The following is a 24,230-nucleotide window of genomic DNA, read 5'->3' on the forward strand; positions in this document are numbered from 1 at the left end:
AGTCATTCTCATTACACAACAGCAGAGGAAGTGATGTTTAACCTCTTGGATCAGCGTCCAACCAACATTAAAAATGACGTACTTTCTGGAATAACAGTTGCGCTAGCGTTAGTACCGGAAGCCGTAGCATTTGCATTTATTGCCGGTGTAGAGCCAATGGTTGGTCTCTACGCCGCCTTTATGATGGGATTAATTACATCGATTGTTGGTGGTCGGCCCGGAATGATCTCTGGAGCCACAGGAGCAACCGCTGTCGTTATGACATCACTGGTTGTTGTGCATGGTGTCGAATATCTATTTGCAACCGTTCTTCTCGCTGGAATATTGCAAATAATCGCCGGAATTTTAAAACTGGGAAAATTTATCAGAATTGTTCCACACCCGGTGATGCTCGGTTTTGTAAATGGGCTAGCGATTGTCATTTTTCTTTCTCAAAAAGATTTATTTAAGTTCGAATCGAGCGAAGACGTGTGGCAGTGGTTGCAAGGCACCGAGATGCTATTCATGGTCAGCCTTGTTGCGATTACCATGTTGATCATGCACTTTCTGCCTAAAATAACTAATGCTGTACCGGCAGGCCTCGTCGCAATTGTCTCCGTGTCCCTCGCCGTTTTAATGCTCGACCTACCGGCTAGAACAGTAATCGATTTTGTTGCCGACAAGCTACCCGAGTCCCTAGCCGACTCAGCTACGCTACAAGGAACACTTCCCAGTTTTAGCATCCCGCAAGTTCCTTATACCTTTGCAACTCTTTGGATCATTTTGCCTTACGCAGCCATTATTGCTGCCGTAGGTTTAATCGAATCTTTGTTAACACTCACCGTTATCGACGAACTGACTAACACGCGTGGAAAAGGTAATCGGGAATGTATTGGTCAAGGCGTTGCCAACTCCGTAAATGGCCTATTCGGCGCCATGGGTGGCTGTGCGATGATCGGCCAAAGCATGATTAACATCAACAATGGAGGGCGCGGTAGGTTATCGGGAATCACTGCAGCCTTGGTCTTGTTAGCATTTATCTTATTCGCCGCACCTCTCATTGAGCAAATCCCACTGGCGGCATTAGTCGGCGTTATGTTCATGGTGGTGCTAGGCACATTTGAATGGTCTAGTTTCAGAATAATGCGCAAAATTCCAATCACAGACGCCTTTGTCATCGTGCTCGTGTCCGTCGTGACTGTATTTTTTGATCTAGCCATTGCTGTTATTACCGGAGTAATAGTCTCCGCTCTGGCATTCGCTTGGAAACATGCTCAACATATTTATGCAGATGTTTCCTATGATAGTTATGGCAGAAAAATCTACGATTTAAGAGGCCCTGTGTTTTTCGGGTCCGTTAGTAATTTTAAAGAGATCTTTGATATTGAAAACGATCCTCAAGAAGTGATCATCGAATTCAAAAGATCCAGAATCAGCGACCACTCTGGTATTGATGCACTGGATGCTATTGCCGAAAAATATCAGAACCTCGGTAAGACACTTCACATAAGACACATCAGTGAGGAATGTAGAGAGTTACTTTCTAAGGCAGGAGACTTGTGTGAAATCAATGTCTTGGAAGATCCAATCTATCACGTTGCCAGCGATAAGCTGGGATAGCGTTTAGCAGAGGTTAGTGAATAACGTTTTCGTTGTTAGACCTTTATAAAAAAGCCGAGCATTTGCCCGGCTTTTTGCTTTTTTTTAGTTAGTAAGCATTCTTGTTGATGAAACCTTTAAAGATAGTTAAGAAGATTATCTTGATATCCCATGCAACCGACCAGTTACGAATATAATGTAGGTCATACTCAACGCGCCGCTCCATCTTATCTAAGGTATCAGTTTCACCTCTAGCTCCGTTTACCTGCGCCCAACCAGTGATTCCAGGTTTAATCTTATGGCGTAACATATATCCCGATATTTTCTCACGATACATTTCGTTGTGAGCAACAGCATGAGGACGAGGACCAACAATAGACATGTTGCCCTCAAGCACATTTAAGAACTGAGGTAGTTCGTCCAAAGAGGTTCTTCTTAAAAAAGCACCTAGCTTAGTGATACGCGTATCATTTTTCTGCGCTTGTTTAATTTGAGAAGAGTCATCTTCACACACGGTCATTGATCTAAATTTCCACATTTTAAACGGACGACCATCCAAGCCATATCGCGTCTGCCGGAAGAAAATTGGTCCCTTGGAAGTTAGTTTAACCGCTGCGGCGATAACCAGCATTGGACCACTGATAATCGCAAGAATTATCAACGCCAAAACGATATCTTCCATCCGTTTTAACATAGACATGGTGCCGCGATTAGGTTCACCAACAATACCGATAGCGGGAATACCGTTTAAGTTTACAGTTCGCGCATGAAGTAAATCGAACATAAACACATCCGGAATGATGTACACGGACGTCGCCGAAGTGGCTAGGCGTTTGGTGATCCAGCGGATCCTCTCCTCACCGCGCATTGGAATGGTTAGGTATACTTGATCAATTTTTCCTGCTCTAGCTTCGGCAATGAGATCAGAAAAATCCCCGCTGAGAGGGCATACGTGAGAGACGCCCGAATCAGTACGTTCTTTTTGATTGGGTTCCAAATCTCTTTTAACGGGGTTTTGTCTGTCGTCATAAAACCCTCTGATTACATAACCGCCCCAAGTGCACTTCTGCAATCTGTGAGCAACTTCAAGCGCTAACTCACCGTTTCCGACAATAGCCACATTACGGGTGTTATAACCTTTATCACGCAGTTTCTGTACAAGGACGCGAGCTGATAAACGCCAGCCCAGCAACAATATAAGGGAGACAAAAAACCAAAGAGAAAACTGAGGCCATGCGAATAATGATGCCTCTAAATTGGTTAGGCTTCCTATTGCGAGTATTACAATGAAACTGGCCAACCAGCAGTAAGTAACTTGCTTAGCTTCAGCCCAGATGGTTTCGGAGCGCCAAGAGCGATAAATTTCTGCAAATTCTGCAGCAAACTGAAGGCAAATAACGGCGCCTAACGCTGCCAGTAAATAAGTTTGAGGTAGGGATTGCACAGTGATAAGCGATGTGATTACAACACCGGTAATTACGATTGCACAATCGACGACCCGCGCTAACAACGCAAATAAAGAACTATGAGGCTTAACCACTCCTTTGGCGTTCATTCCCATAAATACATTCACTCCCTATGTGTCTGCCGCTTTGGTGAATTCATTACAAATTTGTAGAATATTCAAAAGCGCAGTCTGGAAACATTAACTAAATAAACACCTTATCACTTAATAATTTGAACAAACAAAAGTTCAATAACACATTTAAGTTTGAAGCTGTTCACAAATTACAATACAAAAGCGAGTTTTAAACAAACGAATTTTGTGGATTACAGCAAGATTTGACAATGATATTGCAATTAGTAAAAAAATAAATTCTAAACTAGACAGTGTCGAAATAATCTGCAAATTCTGAACCGTCTAGAATATTTTTATATCGCACATACAAAAACACCGAGCATAAGCTCGGTGTTTTGTAAAAACGTCTAAGAAAATATAAATTAATTTTCTTCAACCGCTTCAGCTTCAACTGGACGATCTACCAACTCAACGTAAGCCATTGGAGCTTTATCACCAGCACGGAAACCGCATTTTAAAATACGAATGTAACCACCTGGACGATTTTGGTAGCGTGGGCCTAATTCCGTGAAAAGTTTACCAACGACAGCGTCGTTTCTTACACGAGAAAAAGCCAATCGACGATTCGCAACACTGTCTTTCTTCGCAAGAGTAATTAACGGCTCAGCAACTCGGCGAAGCTCTTTTGCTTTAGGCAACGTAGTTTTAATCAACTCGTGCTCAACAAGAGAAGCAGCCATATTGCTAAACATAGCCTTACGGTGAGAACTGTTACGATTCAGCTTACGGCCACTTTTACGATGACGCATGACTCTAAATCCTATTAATATTCTATTGCTATCACAGCAATGGTTAATTGGCGAACGATTTAATTAATCGTCATTTCGTAGGCTTGCTGGCGGCCAGTTTTCTAGGCGCATGCCCAATGACAAGCCACGTGTAGCCAAAATGTCTTTAATTTCAGTCAGAGACTTTTTACCCAAGTTAGGCGTTTTTAATAGCTCAACTTCAGTACGCTGAATAAGATCACCAATATAGTAGATATTCTCAGCTTTCAAGCAGTTTGCCGAACGAACAGTAAGTTCCAAGTCATCAACTGGACGAAGCAATACTGGATCGACTTCTTCTTGTTTCTCTTCAGGCTCAGATTGTTTCTCACCTTCGAAGTCAACAAATACAGCAAGCTGCTGCTGAAGAATGGTAGCCGCTCGACGGATAGCCTCTTCCGGATCGATCGTACCGTCTGTCTCCAAATCGAGCACAAGACGATCAAGGTTGGTGCGTTGCTCAACACGGGCACTCTCTACAGTGTAAGCTAAACGCTTTACGGGGCTGTAGGTAGCGTCCAATTGAAGACGACCAATTGCACGAGTTTCATCATCATCGCTAACACGAGCATCAGCTGGTTGATAGCCTCGACCACGAGCAACGGTAAGCTTCATATCAAGCTCAACATCACCTGTGATATTTGCAATTACATGCTCTGGGTTAACAACTTCTACTTCATGATCAAGCTGAATGTCGCCAGCAGTAACAACACCGGGACCTTTCTTACTTAAAGATAAAGTAGCAGTTTCTTTACCATGCATAACGATCGCAACACCCTTAAGGTTCAGTAAGATTTCGATAACATCTTCCTGAACGCCTTCGATCGCGCTGTATTCATGCAACACACCGGAAATTTCTGCTTCGATAATCGCACATCCTGGCATAGAGGACAGCAAAATACGACGCAGCGCATTTCCTAATGTGTGGCCAAAACCACGTTCTAAAGGCTCAAGTACAACCTTCGAGTGATTTTTGCTGATGTCGGTAACATCAATAGTTCTTGGAGTTAAAAAATCGTTTACAGCACTCTGCATAATCGTACCTTAGTTATTGGCTGGCGCTTACTTAGAGTAAAGCTCGACGATAAGGTTTTCGTTAATTTCTGCAGGTAAATCGCTACGATCAGGCTTACGCTTGAAAGTACCTTCTTTCTTCTCAGTATTAACGTCAACCCACTCAACGTCACTACGCTGGCTAGAAAGCTCTAAAGCGTTGTTGATGCGCAATTGATTTTTAGCACGTTCACGAACTGAAACTACATCGCCAACTGAAATTTGGAATGACGGAATATTAATTACTTGACCATTTACAAGTATAGACTTATGTGAAATCAACTGACGTGATTCCGCTCTGGTAGAGCCAAATCCCATACGGTATACCACATTGTCTAATCGACATTCCAACAACTGAAGAAGGTTCTCACCAGTAGCACCTTTGATACGGGCTGCTTCTTTATAATAAGAACGGAATTGCTTCTCCAAAAGGCCGTAGATACGACGTACTTTTTGCTTTTCACGCAACTGAACACCGTAGTCAGATAAACGACCACGACGAGCACCATGCTGACCAGGAGTTGTTTCAACTTTACACTTGGAGTCAAGTGGACGAGCACCGCTTTTTAGAAATAAGTCGGTACCTTCACGACGCGCAAGCTTACATTTTGGACCAATATAACGAGCCATCTAAATCTATCCCCCTTATACTCGACGTTTCTTAGGTGGACGACAGCCGTTATGAGGAATCGGTGTCACATCAGTAATGTTAGTTACTTTAAAACCAACATTATTTAAAGCCCTAACTGCTGATTCACGACCAGGACCAGGACCTTTAACCTCAACATCGAGATTTTTTAAACCATATTCTTTAGCTGCTTCGCCAGCACGCTCTGCGGCTACCTGTGCAGCAAATGGAGTACTCTTACGAGAACCGCGGAAACCAGAACCACCAGCAGTAGCCCAGCTCAAGGTGTTTCCTTGACGATCTGTAATAGTAACAATTGTATTATTAAAAGACGCGTGAATGTGCGCAACGCCATCAACAACCGTCTTCTTCACTTTTTTACGAGTGGTTTTATTACTTGGCTTGGCCATGCAATTTATCCTTTCGGTTGATTATTTCTTGATGGGTTTGCGCGGACCCTTACGAGTTCTCGCGTTTGTCTTTGTACGCTGTCCACGAAGTGGAAGGTTACGGCGATGACGAATGCCGCGGAAGCAACCCAAGTCCATCAAACGTTTGATGTTCATAGAAACCTCACGTCGAAGATCACCTTCAACAGTAAGCTTTGCTACTTCTTCACGCACTGCGTCCATTTGCTCTTCTGAAAGCTCACCAATTTTGGTAGTTTCAGCAATTCCCGTAGCTGCACAAATACGTTGAGCGGTTGTTTTACCAACACCGTAAACGTATGTGAGGGAAATAACGGCATGTTTGTTATCTGGTATATTGACACCAGCAATACGAGCCATTCAACTTACTCCACTATATATTAAATTTCAGCACCAACAGCGATCAGTGGTATGACTACGATAATCAGAGACAATGAAAAACTAGTAAAAAGTTGTTTACCGCTCTAAAAAAGGTGCGCAATCATACTGACACTGTCACAAGAATGCAATAGCTTGGCGATTTCTCAACCAAACGACAGTTGGTGCCTCCTATCCAATAAGAAAAAGCGCAGCAAAGCTGCGCTTTTTCTTATGAATGCGCTTGGCTAAACTTAGCCTTGGCGTTGCTTGTGACGAGGTTCTGCACTACAGATCACACGTAACACACCGTTACGACGAACCATCTTACAGTTCCGACACATTTTTTTAACAGACGCTCTTACTTTCATTTTAACTAACCTCACATTTAGCGAGCAACGCCGCTACCGTAGCCCTTTAAATTAGACTTTTTCATCAGCGAATCGTACTGACTAGACATCAGGTGAGACTGAACCTGTGCCATAAAGTCCATGACTACGACCACTGCAATTAACAAAGAGGTACCCCCTAAGTAGAAAGGAACATCAGTTGCTAATATCAAAAACTGCGGCAATAAACAGACAGCTGCGATATATATTGAGCCAACAAGTGTCAAACGAGTTAATACTTTATCAATATATTTCGACGTATGATCACCAGGACGTATACCTGGGACATAAGCCCCTGATTTTTTGAGATTATCCGCGACTTCTTTCGGGTTAAACATCAAAGCCGTATAGAAGAAACAAAAGAAGATAATCAAAGCCACAAACAAAATAAGGTTCAAAGGCTGGCCAGGACCAATAAGCAAGGCAAATTCTTGCAGTAAATCAGAACCTGTACCGCCTGTACTATTACCAAACCATTGAGCAATAGATGCAGGGAAAAGTAATATCGTGCTTGCGAAAATTGCAGGAATAACACCAGCCATGTTCACTTTAAGCGGCAGATGACTACTTTGGGCTGCAAAAACTTTACGACCACGTTGTTGCTTCGCATAATTTACTGTTATGCGTCGCTGACCACGTTCCATTCTCACAACAAACCAAATAACCGCAATCGCTATCGCACAAACAACCAAAAGAATGAATACATTCAAGTCACCTTGGCGTGCCGATTCAAACGCTTGACCAACAGCAGCAGGAATACCAGCAACAATACCTGCGAAAATCAGCATAGAAATACCGTTACCGATACCTCTTTCAGTCACTTGTTCGCCAAGCCACATCATAAACACGGCACCGGTTACAAGCGAAACTACAGCGACAAAGTAAAAACTAAAATCAGCTGTGTACGCAAAACCCTGAGCCAAGCCTACCGACATACCAATGGCCTGCACGGTAGCCAACAACACAGTTAAATAACGTGTATATTGGTTTATCTTTCTCCGACCAGCATCACCTTCTTTCTTCAATTGCTCCAATGAAGGAGTCACAGCAGACATAAGCTGCATAATAATTGAAGCAGAGATGTAAGGCATTATCCCAAGAGCAAGAATACTCATACGCTCCAAAGCACCACCCGAGAACATATTAAATAGACCGAGGATTGTGCCTTGATTTTGGTTGAATAAATCTGAAACTCTATCGGGATCGATACCAGGAACAGGAATATGAGTACCTATTCGGTATACAATAATTGCGATAAAGAGAAAGCGAAGGCGAGCCCAGAGCTCGCCCAAACCTTTTTGATCTCCGAATCCTAATCCACCTGCGTTAGCCATTGGCTTCCCCCAAAAACGACTTAACCTAAACTAAGCCATGGATTATATTAATCTTCGATCTTTCCGCCAGCTGCTTCGATCGCTTCACGAGCGCCTTTAGTAGCTGTAATACCTTTCAACGTAACGGCTTTAGTAATTTCTCCAGAAAGAAAAACTTTTGCACGTTTGATAGAGGCATTAACGATACCCGCTTCACATAGAGCAGTTACATCAATGATCTCTGCGTCGACTTTATTCAATTCAGAAAGACGAACTTCTGCGCTCACACGTCCAATACGAGAAGTAAAACCGTATTTTGGAAGACGCTTTTGAAGTGGCATCTGACCACCTTCGAAACCAGGCTTAACTGAACCACCTGAGCGAGACTTCAAACCTTTGTGACCGCGACCACCAGTTTTACCTAAACCGCTACCAATACCACGTCCTAGACGCTTCTTAGGAGATACCCGGCCAGGAGCTGGAGCTAGAGTATTAAGTTTCATATTACTCACCTTCAACCTTAACCAAGTAGCTTACTTTATTAATCATGCCACGAGTAGAAGCAGTATCTTCAACTTCTACGGTGTGACCAATACGGCGTAACCCTAAACCAAGTAAGCATGCCTGATGAGCTTTTAACCGACCTGCTTTGCTCTTAATTTGAGTTACTTTGACAGTTTTATTAGCCATAGTAATTCTACCTAGATTCTAAAACTTGCCCTAGGGCAAGTTCGAATTTTAACCCGTAATTTCTTCTACTGACTTACCACGTTTAGCAGCTACAGACTCTGGAGATGCCATTTGTTGTAGTGCTTTAAAAGTTGCACGTACAACGTTAACGGGGTTAGTAGAACCGTAACATTTCGCCAAAACGTTCTGTACGCCAGCAATTTCAAGAACCGCACGCATTGCACCACCAGCAATAACGCCTGTACCTTGAGAAGCAGGTTGCATGTACACTTTAGAAGCTGAGTGACGACCTTTAGTTGGATACTGGATGGTATCACCATCCAAATCAACTTGAATCATGTTACGGCGCGCTGCTTCCATCGCTTTTTGAATAGCTTGTGGCACTTCACGAGCTTTTCCGCGACCGAAACCAACACGGCCATTACCGTCACCAACAACAGTTAAGGCGGTAAATGTAAAAATACGGCCACCTTTTACGGTTTTAGCAACACGGTTAACACCGACAAGCTTCTCTTGCAAACCTTCTTCTTGTTGACCGTTGTTGCGATCGTCTTTTTTCTCTTTAGCCATTGCTTAACCTTTAGAATTCCAGACCTGCTTCGCGCGCAGCGTCAGCTAACGCCTTGATACGACCATGGTATTTAAAACCGCTACGATCAAATGCTACTTCGGTAACGCCAGCAGCTTTAGCTCGTTCGGCAATCAACTTACCAACTGTAGCCGCGGCATCTGCGTTACCGGTTTTACCTTCACGTAGATCTTTTTCAACAGTTGACGCGCTGGCCAAGACTTTAGCACCATCGGCAGCAATAATTTGAGCATAAATGTGCTTCGGAGTACGAAATACACTTAAACGCGTAGCACCTAACTCACGAATTTTTGCTCGGGAGCGTCTTGCACGACGTAAACGAGATTCTTTTTTTGCATTCATAGTCTTAGGACCTACTTCTTCTTAGCTTCTTTACGACGAACAAGTTCGTCGGAATAGCGAACACCTTTACCTTTATAAGGCTCTGGCGGACGAAACGCTCGAATTTCCGAAGCAACCTGACCTAACAAATGCTTGTCAGCACTCTTAAGCAATACTTCTGTTTGACTTGGAGTCTCAACAGTAACACCCTCAGGTAGTTCATAATCTACTGGATGAGAGAACCCCAAAGTCAGGTTTACAGTATTGCCTGTAGCTTTAGCACGGTAACCAACGCCAACCAAGTCAAGTTTTTTCTCAAAACCCTGGGTAACACCGACTACCATATTGTTAACAAGGGCACGCATTGTACCCGCTAAAGCGACTGACTGCTTGGCTTGATCGCGAGGTTGGAACTTAAGAACGTTTTCCTCTTGAGTCACAGCAACATTACTGTGAATCTCCAAAGCCAAAGTACCCTTGCTGCCTTTAATAGAAAGTGATTGACCGTCTAGATCCACTTTCACACCAGCAGGTATTTCAACCGGACTTTTTGCAACTCGTGACATGTTTAAATTCCACTTAGAATACTGTGCAGAGTACTTCGCCACCGACGCCAGCTGCACGAGCCGCACGATCAGTCATCACACCTTTACTGGTGGATACAATGGCAATACCTAAACCACCACGGACAGATGGCAATTCATTTTTGCCCGCATAATTGCGCAATCCTGGACGACTAACGCGATCCAATTCTGCAATTACTGGCTTGCCTTCAAAGTACTTTAACTTAATAGAAAGAGTTGGTTTTGCATCACCTTCAATGCCGAAATCGGCAATGTAACCTTCATCTTTTAAAACAGTCGCTACGCTGACTTTTAATTTAGAAGAAGGCATGCTTACAGTGGTCTTACCAACCATCTGTGCGTTACGGATGCGTGTCAGCATATCTGACAAAGGATCCTGCATGCTCATAACTTTCGCTCCTGAATCTGTTTACCAGCTGGCTTTAACTAAGCCAGGCACATCACCGCGCATAGCTGCTTCACGTAACTTGTTACGGCATAGGCCGAACTTACGGTAAACAGCATGTGGACGACCAGTTACTCGACAACGACGCTGAATACGAGTCGCACTAGCATCGCGAGGCATTTGTTGCAATTTTACTTGCGCTTCCCAAACTTGGTCTTCAGAAGATTCAGGACTGGCAATAATTGCTTTTAATTCAGCTCTTTTAGCTGAGAATTTAGCAACGGCTTTCGCACGCTTTACATCACGTGCAATCATTGATTTCTTTGCCATAACAGTCTCTTAACCTTTGAATGGGAAGTTAAAGGCTCTCAACAATGCACGACCTTCATCGTCATTGCGGGCAGTGGTGGTAATACAAATATCCAAACCGCGAAGCTTGTCTACTTTGTCGTAATCAATTTCCGGGAAGATGATTTGTTCGGTAACACCCATAGAGAAATTACCGCGACCATCAAATTGCTTGGGGCTAATACCACGGAAATCGCGAATTCGTGGGATGGCGATAGAAACTAAACGCTCTAAGAATTCGTACATACGATCTTGACGCAAAGTCACTTTACAACCAATCGGCCAACCATCACGAATTTTAAAACCTGCAATTGATTTGCGAGCTTTAGTTACAACCACTTTTTGACCAGTGATCGCCTCTAAGTCACGAACTGCATTTTCTAAAACTTTTTTGTCACCAACCGCTTCACCAACACCCATATTAACGGTGATCTTGGTAATGCGAGGAATTTCCATAACATTCTTAACGCCGAGCTCTTTTTGTAGCGCAGGCGCGATCTCAGATTTGTAGACTTCTTTTAACTTAGCCATTCTGTTCTCACCTTACGCGTCTACAGCTTCGCCGCTGGATTTGAAAACGCGAATTTTCTTTCCATCTTCAAGAATTTTAAAGCCAACACGATCAGCTTTACTGGTTGCACTATTGTAGATAGCTACATTAGACGCTTGAATCGGGGCTTCTTTTTCTACGATACCACCAGCAACACCCAATTGTGGGTTTGGCTTCTGGTGCTTCTTCACGATTTGCACGCCTGAGACAAGTAGACGGTCATCAGCTAAAACTTTGATGACCTTACCACGTTTACCTTTGTCTCGACCGGCAATGACGATTACTTCATCGTCACGTTTAATCTTGCGCATTTGCCGTTCCTCTATAACTCTGACCGGTATACTGTAAGCCGTGACCTTACAGCACCTCTGGCGCCAAAGAGATAATTTTCATAAATTTTTCGCTACGTAACTCACGAGTTACGGGGCCAAAAATACGAGTGCCAATTGGCGCTTCGCTTGCGTTTAACAACACTGCTGCGTTGTCATCAAATTTGATCAATGAACCGTCTGGGCGACGCACACCTTTTCTGGTACGCACTACCACAGCCTTCATCACTTGACCTTTTTTGACCTTACCGCGTGGAATTGCTTCTTTCACGGTAACCTTAATGATGTCACCAACAGCTGCATATCGTCGGTGAGAACCACCAAGTACTTTGATACACATAACGCGGCGAGCACCTGAGTTGTCAGCTACCTCTAGATAACTTTGTGTCTGAATCATCGTCCGTCTCCGAAACTTTTAGAATGCTCTGTGTATCAAATTACGGTTGCGCGTTCTTCGATCTTAACCAAAGTCCAAGACTTGGTTTTAGAAAGAGGGCGAGTCTCAGCGATTGTAACTAAATCGCCTTCCTTACACTCATTGTTCTCATCGTGCGCTTTGATTTTAGAGGACTTACTTACGTATTTTCCGTATACAGGGTGCTTAACACGTCGCTCAATAAGAACAGTAACTGTCTTATCCATCTTGTCGCTAACGACTTTACCGGTTTGAGTACGAGCTTGGTTTTCTGCCTGAGCCATTATTCACCTGCCTTTTGCTTAAGCACTGTCTTTATACGGGCAATATCGCGTCGTGTTTGCTTCAACATGTGAGTTTGATTTAGCTGTTGAGTTGCAGATTGCATACGCAATCTAAACTGCGACTCTAACTTAACAACCAACTCTTTATTGAGCTCTTCAACTGTTTTTTCGCTAAGCTCTTTAGCATTCATCACATTACCGTCCGTTTAACAAAAGTGGTGCTTACAGGTAACTTCGCTGCTGCCAATTGGAAAGCTTCACGAGCCAACTCTTCGCTAACCCCCTCCATTTCATAGAGGACTTTTCCTGGCTGGATCTGACAGATCCAATATTCAACGTTACCCTTACCTTTACCTTGTCGAACTTCCAACGGTTTTTCGGTAATCGGTTTATCTGGAAATACTCGAATCCAGATTTTTCCGCCACGCTTAATGTGACGCGTCATTGTTCGACGTGCAGCTTCGATTTGACGTGCTGTAATGCGACCACGACCGGTTGCTTTCAAGCCATACTCACCGAAACTAACTTTAGAGCCGCGCTCTGCAAGACCGCGATTGCGGCCTTTTTGCATCTTTCTAAATTTGGTACGCTTTGGCTGTAACATTTATGCGTACTCCTTACTTAGTTCGTTTTTTCTTAGCAGAAGTGTCTTCAACTTGCTCGACACCACCGATAACTTCGCCCTTGAAGATCCAAACTTTTACACCGATGATTCCATAGGTGGTTGAAGCTTCAGCCGTTGCATAGTCAATGTCCGCGCGTAAGGTGTGTAATGGTACACGACCTTCGCGGTACCATTCAGAACGGGCAATCTCTGCACCACCTAAACGGCCACCAACTTGCACTTTGATACCTTGAGCGCCTTGACGCATCGCGTTTTGTACAACTCGCTTCATAGCGCGACGGAACATTACGCGGCGCTCAAGCTGAGAAGCAACACTCTGCGCTACTAGCGTAGCATCGATGTCTGGCTTGCGAATTTCTTCAATATTGATATGAACTGGCACGCCCATTTTCTTGGCAAGCTCATTTCGTAGCTTCTCAACATCTTCGCCTTTTTTACCGATAACGATACCAGGGCGAGCGGTGTGAATAGTTACGCGAGCAGTGTTTGCTGGACGTTCAATTTCAATACGACTTACAGAAGCGTGAGCTAAACTCTTTTGCAGATAGTCACGAACACTTAAATCTGTGTATAACTTGTCTGCGTAGGCGTCACTTCCAGCATACCATGTAGAAGTATGCTTCTTAACGATACCCAGACGAATGCCTGTCGGATGTACTTTCTGACCCATAACGCCTGTCTCTTATATTTCAGCTACTTTTACGGTGATGTGACAAGATCGTTTAAAGATACGATCTGCACGTCCCTTAGCTCGAGGGCGAATGCGCTTCATTGTCATTCCTTCATCTACGAAAATCGTAGAAACCTTGAGCTCGTCTACATCGGCACCTTCATTGTGCTCAGCGTTAGCTATTGCTGACTCAAGCACTTTCTTGATGATTGCGGCACCTTTTTTGGTACTAAAAGTCAAAATATCCAACGCTTCTTCGACATGCTTGCCACGGATTTGATCGGCAACCAAGCGGGCCTTTTGCGCTGATAGACGCGCACCGCTCAATTTTGCAGCTACTTCCATCATTAAACCCTCGAATTAGCGTTTCTTAGCTTTTTTGTCTGCCGCATGGCCGCGGTAGTTGCGAGTCAAAGAGAACTCACCCAACTTATGACCTACCATTTCTTCGTTAATCAACACAGGAACGTGTTGCTTGCCGTTGTGAACAGCAATGGTAAGACCGACCATTTCAGGCATAATCATCGAACGACGAGACCAAGTTTTGATTGGACGTCGATCATTTTTTTCGATCGCAGCTTCAACCTTCTTAATAAGATGAAGATCGATGTAAGGACCTTTCTTCAGTGAGCGTGGCACTGCAACTTCCTCTTCAGCTAGTTATTCGCGCGCTTATTTCTTATCGCGACGACGAACAATCATGTTATCGGTACGTTTGTTAGTGCGAGTCTTATACCCTTTAGTTGGGGTACCCCATGGACTCACAGGATGACGACCACCTGAGGTACGACCTTCACCACCACCGTGCGGGTGATCTACCGGGTTCATGGCAACACCACGAACTGTCGGTCGAACGCCTCTCCAACGAGATGCACCGGCTTTACCGAGTGAACGAAGGTTATGCTCCGAATTCGAAACTTCACCGATAGTCGCACGACAATCAGATAGAACTCGACGCATTTCTCCACTGCGCAAACGAATTGTTGCGTAGTTACCTTCACGAGCCACCAACTGAACCGAAGTTCCAGCAGAACGCGCTAACTGAGCACCTTTACCAGGCTTCAATTCTACACAGTGAACAACAGAACCCACTGGCACATTACGAAGCGGTAAAGTGTTACCAACTTTAATCGGAGCTGAAACGCCAGTCTCAACTACGTCACCAACAGAAAGACCTTTTGGTGCAATAATGTAACGGCGCTCACCATCAGCGAAACAAACCAATGCAATGTAAGCAGTGCGGTTTGGATCATATTCAAGACGTTCTACTTTCGCAGGAATACCGTCTTTATTTCGCTTAAAGTCAACGATTCTGTAATGATGCTTGTGACCACCACCAACATGACGTGTCGTAATACGACCCGCGTTGTTACGGCCACCTGTTTTGGACTTCTTCTCTACCAAAGGTGCATATGGATCACCTTTGTGCAAATCTGGGTTTACAACGCTAACAACAAAGCGGCGACCCGGAGAAGTAGGTTTGCGTTTTACAATAGCCATTTCCCAGCTCCTCTTAGTCAGCTACTTGAAGATCAATTTCTTGACCTTCTTGAACTCGAACGTAAGCCTTTTTCCAATCATTGCGCTTACCGATACCATAACGAGTTCGCTTTGTTTTACCAGCAACGTTAAGAGTACGAACACCGACAACGGTCACGTCGTACAACTTTTCAACTGCCGCTTTGATCTCAGCTTTTGACGCATCAGTGGTAACTTTAAAACCATACTGATTGCTCAACTCAGTAGCCATTGCTGACTTTTCAGACTGAATTGGGGCTAAAATTACTTTGTAAATTCGCTCTTGAATACTCATGCCAGCACCTCTTCAAACTTTTTAAGCGCAGCAACTGTCATCAATACTTTTTCACAGCGAATTAGTGAAACAGGGTTAACACCACTGACATCACACACATCAACTTTGTGTAGGTTACGTGAAGACAAGTACAGTGACTCGTTTACTTCTTCGGTAACAATCAACACATCGTTAAGATCAAACTGTGCAAGCTTTTGGACAAGAGCCTTAGTTTTTGGAGCATCAACTTCGAAGGATTCAACAACGATTAATCGTTCTTGACGAGCCAACTCAGAAAGAATGCAGCGTAGAGCACCACGGTACATCTTCTTGTTCAACTTTTGTTCGAAGTCGCGAGGCTTAGCCGCGAAAGTAGTACCACCACTTCTCCAAAGAGGGCTGCGAATGGTACCAGCGCGAGCACGACCAGTGCCCTTCTGACGGAATGGCTTTTTACCACCACCAGAAACTTCAGAGCGTGTTTTTTGAGCTTTTGTACCTTGACGAGCACCAGCCATGTAGGCAACTACTGCTTGATGCACCAAGTCTTGGTTAAATTCTTTACCAAAGGTCGCTTCAGAAACGTTTACTGTTCCTGCACTACCTTCTGGCGTAGCTATGGTTAATTCCATGAAACCCCCTGATCTCAGCCGCGAGCTTTAACTGCTGGACGAACAACAACTTGACCACCAGGAGCACCAGGAACAGCACCCTTGATAAGCAGCAATTTGCGCTCGGCATCAACACGAACAACTTCTAAGTTCTGAACAGTCTTGCGAACTGCACCTAAGTGACCTGCCATCTTCTTGCCTTTAAATACACGGCCAGGAGTTTGACATTGACCAATAGAACCAGGAGCACGGTGTGATAGAGAGTTACCATGTGTAGCGTCTTGCGTGCGGAAATTCCAACGCTTAACACCACCAGCAAAACCTTTACCTTTAGAAGTGCCAATCACATCAACTTTTTGGCCAGACTCAAAAACGTCTAAAGAAAGCTCAGCACCAACTTCGAAAGATTCCTCACCTTCCAAACGGAACTCAACCAAGCTAGAGCCAGCTTCAACATTCGCTTTCGCGTAGTGACCAGCTAAAGACTTAGAAACCTTAGATGCACGAACAGAACCTACAGCGACTTGAATAGCGCTATAACCGTCTGTTTCATCGTTTTTTACCTGAGCAACGCGATTGGATTCAATTTCAATCACGGTTACAGGAACAGACACACCCTCGTCAGTAAAGACGCGAGTCATGCCGCACTTGCGACCGACAATACCAATTGTCATTTTGTAGACCTCTTAGTGTACGGGGCTGTAACCCGCTATGGCCGCCCATTTCAGAGCGTTACACAAACCCAAACTTGGGATTCGGCGACTTGCGAGACTTTTCACCAGTTTTCAGCCAGGGCAATACGACCGAACACGATAAAAAGCAGGAGTTATTAACCAAGACTAATTTGAACTTCAACGCCAGCTGCTAAATCCAGCTTCATTAAAGCGTCAACAGTCTTTTCAGTAGGCTCAACAATATCCAACAAGCGCTTGTGTGTACGAATTTCGTATTGATCACGCGCATCTTTGTTAACGTGCGGAGAAATCAATACAGTAAAACGCTCTTTGCGAGTTGGCAGCGGAATCGGACCGCGAACTTGTGCACCTGTGCGCTTTGCTGTTTCTACGATTTCTTGTGTAGAAGCATCAATCAATTTATGATCAAACGCCTTCAGGCGAATACGGATACGCTGATTCTGCATCGAGCCAAACTCCAATAAATTTTAAAGAACTTTTCCGTTAGGACTTTCTGACCGTGCAGGTCAAAAAGGAGGCGCAATTCTATAGACGGAAAATCATACTGTCAAACCTTTTCCTCAAGATATTTCGGGCAATCAGAGATATTTTTTACACCACTTGTTGGCGGCTATCCGCTCACTACCTTTACACGAAGATAACTTCGCATTGGCCTCTTGTTGGCGTAAAATTATCCATCTAAGATGTCATAAATTTGTGTGTATTAAGCAATAATTCACATCAGTTATGTGCTGACCTTTGCAAATTAGATTCAATCTTAACTTTTGCTGGTTTTTCTTAGGCTCTTTGATAGTTGGCGCTCTGACTTTCAGTATTGGTAACAGAACATCACTATTTTCGACCTCCACACGTTTGGCTCTAGCCATCCATGTTTTGATCGGAGCCCAGAGTACTCTTGCCAAGCAACGGACAGCTGATTACACAATCAAGGAAATTTTCTGGCGATGGATGATGTATTACAACGCAACCCGGATAACGACTCTAGCGGCGATCATTGTTTCGCGACTCCAGAAAACTCCCAAACGATCCGCTGTTTTACCCTAGCAGCTATTGAAACGCACACTCAAAAATTTCCGGAAAAAATAGCCGCAAGTTTTGAGGGTGAGTCGATTAGCTATCGCGAACTAGAACAACGGTCTCAAATACTAGCAAACGCTTTAATATCGAGTTTTGGCCCCAAACCTGTTTGCGCTTGCAGTGTACGTCCAAGCTTATTTAATCCAGTCATTCTGCTCGCAATTTTAAAATCAGGTGGAACCTATGTTCCAATTGATCCCGATTTTCCAGAAACGCGGATTATTTACATTTTAGAAACCACTGGCGCCAACATTTGTTTTGTTAGCGATTCCGATCTTGCCAATTTTCCAAAACAAACTTCCAGACACTCTTTTTCTGTTCTAGCCAGCTCAGCAATTGGTACATTTTGCGAAAACGCATTAAAAGGCCAGCTCGACAATTCCGATGAAAAAGGCACTCAGCCTTTGTTTGGAAAAAATACAACACCTTCAGATATTGCGTATATCTTTTTTACGTCAGGAACCACTGGCAATCCAAAAGCTGTACAGGGCTCCTACTCAAACCTAAATTATTACGTTCAAAGTGCTATTCAAGAATTTCACTTGGATACTCAAACTCACATGGCTGTAATAGCCAAATTTAGCTTTAGCATTAGCCTATTTGACCTTTTATGCCCACTGGTTGCCGGTGGCACTATCGAAATATTACCTAGGGATTTAATCGTTAACGATGAGGCCATGTTGACGGTATTTACCAAGGTCAACACATTTCATATCGGACCTACGCTTCTTCGAAAAATATTAAAACTTTTAGATGCAACTGATCCTGCCAAAATCCCTTCGTTTGCGCACGTCCGTCATGCATCTTCGGGCGGAGATATAGTACCCGCCGATATTATGTTAAAACTCGGTCGCATTTTCCCCAACGCTGAAATATTTACTATTTATGGCTGCACAGAAATCGCATGCATGGGTTGTAGATACGAACTTAACCGAGAAAATCCGGCGGATATATCTCTCGTCGGCAAGGCGTTTCCCAACACTCAAGCCATTCTACTTGATGAAAATTTCACACCTGTTGATCAAGGCGAGAAAGGGGAAATATTTTTTTCTGGGCCGGGTGTTACTTCGGGATACATTAACAACGAACAGGAAAATACCTCAAAGTTTATTGACCTGAACGGCCAACGTTTTTATCGCACCGGCGATATTGGTGCCAAAGACAAGAACGGTAATATCGCGGTTTTGGGCCGAAAAGATTTTCAAGTAAAAATTAACGGTATTCGTGTTGAGCTTGCTGAAATAGAAACGCAAATAAAATCACTAACAAAAATTCATGACGCCGCCGTTATGAATTTCTTGGTAAACGACGAAACCAAAATCTACGGTTTTCTGGTCGGCGACATTATTCAGTCAGACATTAAAGAAATTCGCCTAGCACTTAAAGAAAAGCTACCTTCATTTATGGTTCCCAACGGCTTTGTCATTCTCGACAAATTACCGCTAAACAATAATATGAAGGTTGATCGAAAAGCCTTAACTTTACCGTCCCGAAATGAATTAGTCCGTGAAACTCAGTTTCAAGCCGCGATCACCGACACGCAAATTAGCTTGGTAAAAATCTGGCAGACAATTTTGAAAGAGGCTCAAGTCGGTATTGATGACGACTTTTTTGCGCTTGGCGGCGATTCTTTAGCCGCCGCACAGATGCTTTCAAGTATTCATTCCGAGCTTCTAGTTGCGCTTCCAATCCAGACTTTTTTGCAAAGACCAGTGCTGCGCGACATCGCAGAATTAATCGATTCTAAAGACAAACAATTGTCTTGCGAAAATACTGTAGAGCTTAAGTCTGGCGACTCAACCCCGCTGTTTTGTTTTTACGGAGTACTACTGTATCGCGATCTTGCAAATGCATTACCTGAACAGCAGCGCACCATTGGCGTTTTCTTACACGAAGAATTGGAATTACTCGCAAAAAATAATCTTGCCGATATGCTTACAGAGTTATCCAGCGTGCGAGTTATTGCGGAAAAATACATTAACGAGATAAAAAAATCACAACCCCAAGGCCCATACTTGTTCGCCGGGGAATCCTTTGGCGGCATTGTAGCACTTGAAGCAGCCTCTATTTTAAGTGACCAAGGCGAGACCGTGAGCTTGGTTGCAATGCTTGATTCTTGGCTACCGCATTCGGCTCAGGGTACAACGTTTAGAAGAAATCTTGAAAAAGCCGTCTATTTAGCATCGACTCCACAAAAACTTTATCAAAAAGTAAAATCACACATTTTAAATAACAAAAAAAATATTGCTACGAATACAACCGCATCTCCTCAATTTGATATAGCAGAAAAAGCCCGACTTATACTTACACAAAACTACATTCCACCTACGTATTCGGGCGAAGTAGTGTTTTATCAAGCGCGCGAAAGTGATCCTAGATCTACTTTTGAAAGCTCCAGAGGCTGGTCAAAATATCTGAAAAATTTAACAGTAAAGACCATTCCCGGCGACCATTTGGGTATTTTAAAACACCCCAATGTTGATGAATTAGCAAGAGATCTAGCTGGTCGATTAAAAAAATAATCCACCAGCTAAAGTTAGATTTAGGAAATGTTGGGACCCTTAGCAAAAACACTGTTTTTGATTGAGTCGGAAAGAAGATGTGGTGGATCTGTGTCTGTTTTACCCTGAATTTTTCGGCGTAATCGCCAAAGTGCGAAGCAGGCAATCCAAAATATGTCAGCAAAAGCCGCGTAGAAAACAGAATAATTTTTTGAAAAATAATAACGACGTGAATCAAATAAATATTTAGGCGTACGCTTAGGCTTAGTGTCGGCAGAATTCACTCCGGTACTGTCTCCAGCGATGTGCATTACTCGACTTTCTGGCACATACCAACATTCCCAACCCGCACGATTGGCTGCCAAGCAAAAATCCGTCTCTTCGTAATAAAGAAAATAGGTTTCATCCATAAGCCCGACCGTTTGGTAAACCTCTTTACGCACCAGCATGCTTGCACCCGGCAACCAATCAACCTGTTCGGCTTTATCAGACATTTCTCGCGGCACAATATGATTGTTGAGCAGTTTAGTAACCACACCCAACTTCAAGCCGCGATCAATTTCGCTCAATATGGAAGGAAAACGAAACGCGATTTGCCATAAAGAGCCGTCTGGATTTTCAAAACAACCACCGGCAATGCCTGCTTTTGGATGCGCTTCTAAAAAGTCTTTAAGAATAACGAGTGCGTTTTCGCGAACTTCGGTATCGGGATTTAATAAATGGAAATAATCTGGAGGAGAATCGCTTTCTAGTGCTTGGCGGATTGCGTAATTATTTCCATACGCATAGCCGCCATTTTTGGGCGCCTGCAAAGCAAATGCCCAATTCCAGCCCTGCGCTTTAATGTGTGAATCAATGATACTGCAAGAATCATCTTGGGAGTCGTTATCGACAACAACAACACATGTGTTTGGGATTTTATCCACTTCTTTGGATAATTCATTCAAGCAATCTATGGTGCGTAGCGGTGTTTTGTAATTGACAATTACCACCAAATAATCGCACTGGGTCCAATCCATAACTAACGTCCTAAATAGGTTGTTGAACAATTATTAGCGTTCGGCGCCAGCATTAACATGCAAGTAACCCAGAACCAAGCCTGTACAGAAGTTATTTTCGACTATACAGGATAGATTTCTCGCGCTCAATTCGGGAAAAATGACATAAAAAAAGCGAGGCAGAAACTACCTCGCTTTTAGCGGTTTGCAATGGGAAAAATGACTGACTTAAGCAGACAGCACTTTTTCACCACGAGCGATACCAGAAACGCCGCTTCGAACCACTTCGATCACCGCAACCTCACCCAAAGATTGAATAAACGCATCCAGTTTATCGCTGGTACCAATCAATTGAATGATATAAACACTTGGGGTTACATCCACAATTTGGCCGCGAAAAATATCGGTACAACGCTTAATCTCAGCTCGTGCTGCGCCGGTTGCTTTGACCTTAACCAGCATCATCTCGCGCTCAATGTGAAAACCTTCGCTTAAATCAACAAGCTTTACAACATCAATTAACTTGTTTAAATGCTTAGTGATTTGCTCAAGTTTATGATCATCACCCAGAGTCGTTAACGTCAAGCGCGACAGGGTTGGATCTTCGGTTGGTGCAACCGTTAGCGTTTCAATGTTATAGCCACGCTGTGAAAACAAGCCGACTACTCGTGACAGTGCACCTGGTGCGTTTTCCATCAAAATTGAAATAATTCTACGCATGATTAAGTTCGCTCCGTCTTGCTCAACAACATATCGCGCATGGAACCGTTAGGCGCGATCAACATTGGATAAACATGCTCAAGCGGATCTACGCTGACATCCATAAACACAACACGATCTTTCATAGCGAAGCATTCGCGCATTTTCTCTTCCAGCTCTTCACGCTTGGTAACTTTCATACCTACGTGGCCATAAGCTTCCATCAGTTTTACAAAATCAGGCAGCGATTCTTCGTATAGGCTCTCGGAATAACGGCTGCTGTACTGCATGTCTTGCCACTGTTTAACCATGCCAAGGGCTTGGTTGTTTAAACAGATGATTTTAACGGGCAGATGGTATTGAGTAAGCGTTGAAAGCTCCTGAATACACATTTGAATACTGCCTTCACCGGTAATACAAACAACGCATTCATCTCTAAAGGCAAGCTGCACCCCTAAGGCTGCTGGCAAACCGAAACCCATGGTTCCAAGGCCACCGGAGTTGATCCAGCGACGTGGTTTATCGAACAGATAATACTGAGCCGCGAACATTTGATGCTGACCCACGTCAGAGCAAATGTAAGCATCACCATTGGTGACCTTGTGCAGCATCTGCACAACTTCTTGCGGTTTAAGTTTGTCACCGCTGGTATCAAATCGATTAGCCGTATACAAACCGTGACGTTCACGCCAGCCATCAATTTGTGCCCACCAATCTTTTAACGCCGGTTTTTGCGGTTCAACTTTCGACGACTCAATCAAGGTCAGCATTTCTGCCAATACACTTTCTACCGAACCCACGATTGGAATGTCGGCAGTGATGGTTTTAGAAATTGACGCAGGATCAACATCAATATGAATAATCTTTGCGTGCGGACAGAACTTGTTTGGCGTGTTGGTTACACGATCATCGAAGCGAGCGCCTACCGCAAAAATAACATCCGCGTGATGCATTGCAGTGTTGGCCTCGAAAGTACCGTGCATACCCAACATACCCACGAATTGACGATCTGTGCCGGGATAAGCACCTAAACCCATCAACGTATTAGTCACCGGGTAATTGAGCTTTTGCGCAATCGCAGTTAACAAACCGCTAGCATTACCTTGAATCACACCACCACCGGCGTAAATTACTGGGCGCTTTGCTTCCAACAAAAGCTGCACGGCTTTTTTGATTTGCCCGCTGTGACCACGAACCGCCGGGTTGTACGAACGAATCTTTACAGACTCAGGAAATTCGTACGGGAATTTGGTTGCTGGATCGGTCTTGTCTTTTGGAATATCGATAACAACCGGGCCAGGACGACCAGTACTGGCTATGTAATACGCCTTGCGAATAATTTCAGGAATTTCCGCTGGGTCTGTGATCACAAAACTGTGCTTAACGATTGGCCGAGACACACCAACCATGTCGGTCTCTTGGAACGCATCTTCACCAATTTTATCAGAGACAACCTGTGCAGACAGGACCACCATGGCGATCGAATCCATGTACGCTGTTGCAATACCGGTAATTGTGTTGGTTGCACCTGGGCCAGAAGTGACCAGGACTGTACCGACTTTACCTGTGGCGCGCGTGTAGGCATCAGCGGCATGGGCTGCTGCTTGCTCGTGGCGCACCAAAATGTGTTGCACATCTTGCTGTCTGAAAATTGCGTCGTAAATATGAAGAGCGGCTCCGCCTGGGTAGCCAAAGACGTGTTCAACGCCTTGGTCTTTCAAAGCGCGAACGAGCATATCTCCACCAGATAGCATCTCCACGTTAAGTCCTCTTTGTCGGTTAGGTTTGCATTCGGTCGGCTCTAACAAAGCGAGCCCACATTTCACCAATAGCGACTAGGCTGCGATCTCTTGCATACAAGAAACAGCCCCACTATTAATAATGAGATAATTAGTTTTTGCGAATGCTCTGAATGAAGACACGCGTTTTAGTCGTATCGACACACAGGCAACGTTGGTGAACGCGGCTCCGCATG

The 24,230-nt window shown here is 44.0% G+C and carries 34 protein-coding genes; 2 read left to right on the forward strand and 32 right to left on the reverse strand.

Translation table 11 applies throughout. From position 1 onward, the window contains the following. Positions 1-33: 33 nt before the first annotated feature. Positions 34-1,599, forward strand: a complete 1,566-nt coding sequence (locus ACYQ28_RS12625; RefSeq protein ID WP_460050278.1) for a SulP family inorganic anion transporter — start codon at positions 34-36, stop codon at positions 1,597-1,599. Between the two features lie 88 nt (positions 1,600-1,687). On the opposite strand, the gene ACYQ28_RS12630 is transcribed toward ACYQ28_RS12625, so the two are convergent. From ACYQ28_RS12630 to rpsJ, 29 genes are all read right to left on the reverse strand, one after another. Next, positions 1,688-3,139: an undecaprenyl-phosphate glucose phosphotransferase gene (locus ACYQ28_RS12630; protein WP_460050280.1), complete on the reverse strand. Its 1,452-nt coding sequence runs from the start codon at positions 3,137-3,139 to the stop codon at positions 1,688-1,690. Between the two features lie 380 nt (positions 3,140-3,519). Then, entirely contained in the window at positions 3,520-3,906 is a 387-nt protein-coding gene (rplQ, locus tag ACYQ28_RS12635; RefSeq protein ID WP_460050282.1) for a 50S ribosomal protein L17, read from the reverse strand. Between the two features lie 63 nt (positions 3,907-3,969). Beyond that, a complete protein-coding gene (locus ACYQ28_RS12640) occupies positions 3,970-4,959 on the reverse strand; it encodes a DNA-directed RNA polymerase subunit alpha (RefSeq protein WP_460050284.1) in 990 nt (329 codons plus the stop codon). A 27-nt stretch (positions 4,960-4,986) separates the two neighbouring features. Beyond that, a complete protein-coding gene (gene rpsD, locus ACYQ28_RS12645; protein WP_460050286.1) occupies positions 4,987-5,607 on the reverse strand; it encodes a 30S ribosomal protein S4 in 621 nt (206 codons plus the stop codon). 15 nt (positions 5,608-5,622) lie between these two features. Then, positions 5,623-6,015, reverse strand: a complete 393-nt coding sequence (gene rpsK, locus ACYQ28_RS12650; RefSeq protein WP_460050288.1) for a 30S ribosomal protein S11 — start codon at positions 6,013-6,015, stop codon at positions 5,623-5,625. Positions 6,016-6,036: 21 nt separating this feature from the next. Then, entirely contained in the window at positions 6,037-6,393 is a 357-nt protein-coding gene (gene rpsM, locus ACYQ28_RS12655; RefSeq protein ID WP_460050290.1) for a 30S ribosomal protein S13, read from the reverse strand. 251 nt (positions 6,394-6,644) lie between these two features. Beyond that, positions 6,645-6,761: a 50S ribosomal protein L36 gene (gene rpmJ / locus ACYQ28_RS12660; protein ID WP_232593856.1), complete on the reverse strand. Its 117-nt coding sequence runs from the start codon at positions 6,759-6,761 to the stop codon at positions 6,645-6,647. Positions 6,762-6,778: 17 nt separating this feature from the next. Next, positions 6,779-8,113: a preprotein translocase subunit SecY gene (gene secY / locus ACYQ28_RS12665; RefSeq protein WP_460050292.1), complete on the reverse strand. Its 1,335-nt coding sequence runs from the start codon at positions 8,111-8,113 to the stop codon at positions 6,779-6,781. Between the two features lie 47 nt (positions 8,114-8,160). Beyond that, on the reverse strand, positions 8,161-8,595 hold the full coding sequence (gene rplO / locus ACYQ28_RS12670; RefSeq protein WP_460050294.1) for a 50S ribosomal protein L15: 435 nt from the start codon (positions 8,593-8,595) through the stop codon (positions 8,161-8,163). Between the two features lies 1 nt (position 8,596). Then, a complete protein-coding gene (rpmD, locus tag ACYQ28_RS12675; RefSeq protein ID WP_460050296.1) occupies positions 8,597-8,782 on the reverse strand; it encodes a 50S ribosomal protein L30 in 186 nt (61 codons plus the stop codon). A gap of 48 nt (positions 8,783-8,830) precedes the next feature. Beyond that, positions 8,831-9,352, reverse strand: a complete 522-nt coding sequence (gene rpsE, locus ACYQ28_RS12680) for a 30S ribosomal protein S5 (RefSeq protein ID WP_460050298.1) — start codon at positions 9,350-9,352, stop codon at positions 8,831-8,833. Positions 9,353-9,362: 10 nt separating this feature from the next. Further along, positions 9,363-9,713 (reverse strand): 50S ribosomal protein L18, encoded by a 351-nt coding sequence (rplR, locus tag ACYQ28_RS12685; protein WP_460050300.1) that lies wholly within the window; start codon positions 9,711-9,713, stop codon positions 9,363-9,365. A gap of 11 nt (positions 9,714-9,724) precedes the next feature. After that, positions 9,725-10,258, reverse strand: a complete 534-nt coding sequence (gene rplF / locus ACYQ28_RS12690) for a 50S ribosomal protein L6 (RefSeq protein ID WP_460050302.1) — start codon at positions 10,256-10,258, stop codon at positions 9,725-9,727. A gap of 13 nt (positions 10,259-10,271) precedes the next feature. After that, positions 10,272-10,664, reverse strand: coding sequence for a 30S ribosomal protein S8 (gene rpsH / locus ACYQ28_RS12695; RefSeq protein WP_460050304.1), 393 nt, complete (start codon positions 10,662-10,664; stop codon positions 10,272-10,274). A 21-nt stretch (positions 10,665-10,685) separates the two neighbouring features. After that, complete coding sequence (gene rpsN / locus ACYQ28_RS12700; RefSeq protein WP_460050306.1) at positions 10,686-10,991, reverse strand: 30S ribosomal protein S14; 306 nt, start codon at positions 10,989-10,991, stop codon at positions 10,686-10,688. A 9-nt stretch (positions 10,992-11,000) separates the two neighbouring features. Next, positions 11,001-11,540, reverse strand: coding sequence for a 50S ribosomal protein L5 (gene rplE / locus ACYQ28_RS12705; protein ID WP_460050308.1), 540 nt, complete (start codon positions 11,538-11,540; stop codon positions 11,001-11,003). A gap of 12 nt (positions 11,541-11,552) precedes the next feature. Beyond that, on the reverse strand, positions 11,553-11,870 hold the full coding sequence (gene rplX, locus ACYQ28_RS12710; RefSeq protein ID WP_460050310.1) for a 50S ribosomal protein L24: 318 nt from the start codon (positions 11,868-11,870) through the stop codon (positions 11,553-11,555). 46 nt (positions 11,871-11,916) lie between these two features. Then, on the reverse strand, positions 11,917-12,285 hold the full coding sequence (gene rplN, locus ACYQ28_RS12715) for a 50S ribosomal protein L14 (RefSeq protein WP_460050312.1): 369 nt from the start codon (positions 12,283-12,285) through the stop codon (positions 11,917-11,919). A 35-nt stretch (positions 12,286-12,320) separates the two neighbouring features. Next, positions 12,321-12,587 carry a 30S ribosomal protein S17 gene (gene rpsQ / locus ACYQ28_RS12720; RefSeq protein ID WP_460050314.1) on the reverse strand — a complete coding sequence of 89 codons (267 nt, stop codon included), beginning with the start codon at positions 12,585-12,587 and terminating at the stop codon, positions 12,321-12,323. After that, a complete protein-coding gene (rpmC, locus tag ACYQ28_RS12725; RefSeq protein ID WP_460050316.1) occupies positions 12,587-12,778 on the reverse strand; it encodes a 50S ribosomal protein L29 in 192 nt (63 codons plus the stop codon). Before rpmC ends, rpsQ begins: the two co-directional genes overlap by 1 nt. Then, positions 12,778-13,191, reverse strand: coding sequence for a 50S ribosomal protein L16 (gene rplP, locus ACYQ28_RS12730; protein ID WP_233086956.1), 414 nt, complete (start codon positions 13,189-13,191; stop codon positions 12,778-12,780). Before rplP ends, rpmC begins: the two co-directional genes overlap by 1 nt. A 13-nt stretch (positions 13,192-13,204) precedes the next feature. Next, positions 13,205-13,882: a 30S ribosomal protein S3 gene (rpsC, locus tag ACYQ28_RS12735; protein ID WP_460050319.1), complete on the reverse strand. Its 678-nt coding sequence runs from the start codon at positions 13,880-13,882 to the stop codon at positions 13,205-13,207. Between the two features lie 12 nt (positions 13,883-13,894). Then, a complete protein-coding gene (gene rplV / locus ACYQ28_RS12740; RefSeq protein WP_460050494.1) occupies positions 13,895-14,227 on the reverse strand; it encodes a 50S ribosomal protein L22 in 333 nt (110 codons plus the stop codon). A 15-nt stretch (positions 14,228-14,242) separates the two neighbouring features. Beyond that, positions 14,243-14,521 (reverse strand): 30S ribosomal protein S19, encoded by a 279-nt coding sequence (gene rpsS, locus ACYQ28_RS12745; protein ID WP_460050321.1) that lies wholly within the window; start codon positions 14,519-14,521, stop codon positions 14,243-14,245. 33 nt (positions 14,522-14,554) lie between these two features. Then, positions 14,555-15,382, reverse strand: coding sequence for a 50S ribosomal protein L2 (gene rplB, locus ACYQ28_RS12750; protein WP_460050323.1), 828 nt, complete (start codon positions 15,380-15,382; stop codon positions 14,555-14,557). Positions 15,383-15,395: 13 nt separating this feature from the next. After that, positions 15,396-15,695: a 50S ribosomal protein L23 gene (rplW, locus tag ACYQ28_RS12755; RefSeq protein WP_460050325.1), complete on the reverse strand. Its 300-nt coding sequence runs from the start codon at positions 15,693-15,695 to the stop codon at positions 15,396-15,398. Beyond that, positions 15,692-16,306 (reverse strand): 50S ribosomal protein L4, encoded by a 615-nt coding sequence (rplD, locus tag ACYQ28_RS12760; protein ID WP_460050327.1) that lies wholly within the window; start codon positions 16,304-16,306, stop codon positions 15,692-15,694. The genes rplW and rplD overlap by 4 nt, the downstream gene beginning before the upstream one ends. 14 nt (positions 16,307-16,320) lie before the next feature. After that, on the reverse strand, positions 16,321-16,959 hold the full coding sequence (gene rplC / locus ACYQ28_RS12765) for a 50S ribosomal protein L3 (protein ID WP_460050329.1): 639 nt from the start codon (positions 16,957-16,959) through the stop codon (positions 16,321-16,323). 155 nt (positions 16,960-17,114) lie between these two features. Further along, complete coding sequence (gene rpsJ / locus ACYQ28_RS12770) at positions 17,115-17,426, reverse strand: 30S ribosomal protein S10 (RefSeq protein WP_007644456.1); 312 nt, start codon at positions 17,424-17,426, stop codon at positions 17,115-17,117. 498 nt (positions 17,427-17,924) lie between these two features. Between rpsJ and ACYQ28_RS12775 the strand changes: the two genes are divergently transcribed. After that, the gene (locus tag ACYQ28_RS12775; RefSeq protein WP_460050331.1) at positions 17,925-20,579 is read left to right on the forward strand and encodes a non-ribosomal peptide synthetase family protein; all 2,655 of its coding nucleotides are present in this window, start codon (positions 17,925-17,927) and stop codon (positions 20,577-20,579) included. A 20-nt stretch (positions 20,580-20,599) separates the two neighbouring features. On the opposite strand, the gene ACYQ28_RS12780 is transcribed toward ACYQ28_RS12775, so the two are convergent. The 3 genes from ACYQ28_RS12780 to ACYQ28_RS12790 all read right to left on the reverse strand — a co-directional run bounded on the left by ACYQ28_RS12780 (position 20,600) and on the right by ACYQ28_RS12790 (position 24,015). Next, complete coding sequence (locus tag ACYQ28_RS12780) at positions 20,600-21,577, reverse strand: glycosyltransferase family 2 protein (RefSeq protein WP_460050333.1); 978 nt, start codon at positions 21,575-21,577, stop codon at positions 20,600-20,602. A 207-nt stretch (positions 21,578-21,784) separates the two neighbouring features. Beyond that, the gene (gene ilvN, locus ACYQ28_RS12785; protein WP_460050335.1) at positions 21,785-22,276 is read right to left on the reverse strand and encodes an acetolactate synthase small subunit; all 492 of its coding nucleotides are present in this window, start codon (positions 22,274-22,276) and stop codon (positions 21,785-21,787) included. 2 nt (positions 22,277-22,278) lie between these two features. After that, positions 22,279-24,015, reverse strand: a complete 1,737-nt coding sequence (locus tag ACYQ28_RS12790) for an acetolactate synthase 3 large subunit (RefSeq protein WP_460050337.1) — start codon at positions 24,013-24,015, stop codon at positions 22,279-22,281. Positions 24,016-24,230: the final 215 nt, after the last annotated feature.

The sequence above is a fragment of the Sessilibacter sp. MAH1 genome, from assembly GCF_054658315.1.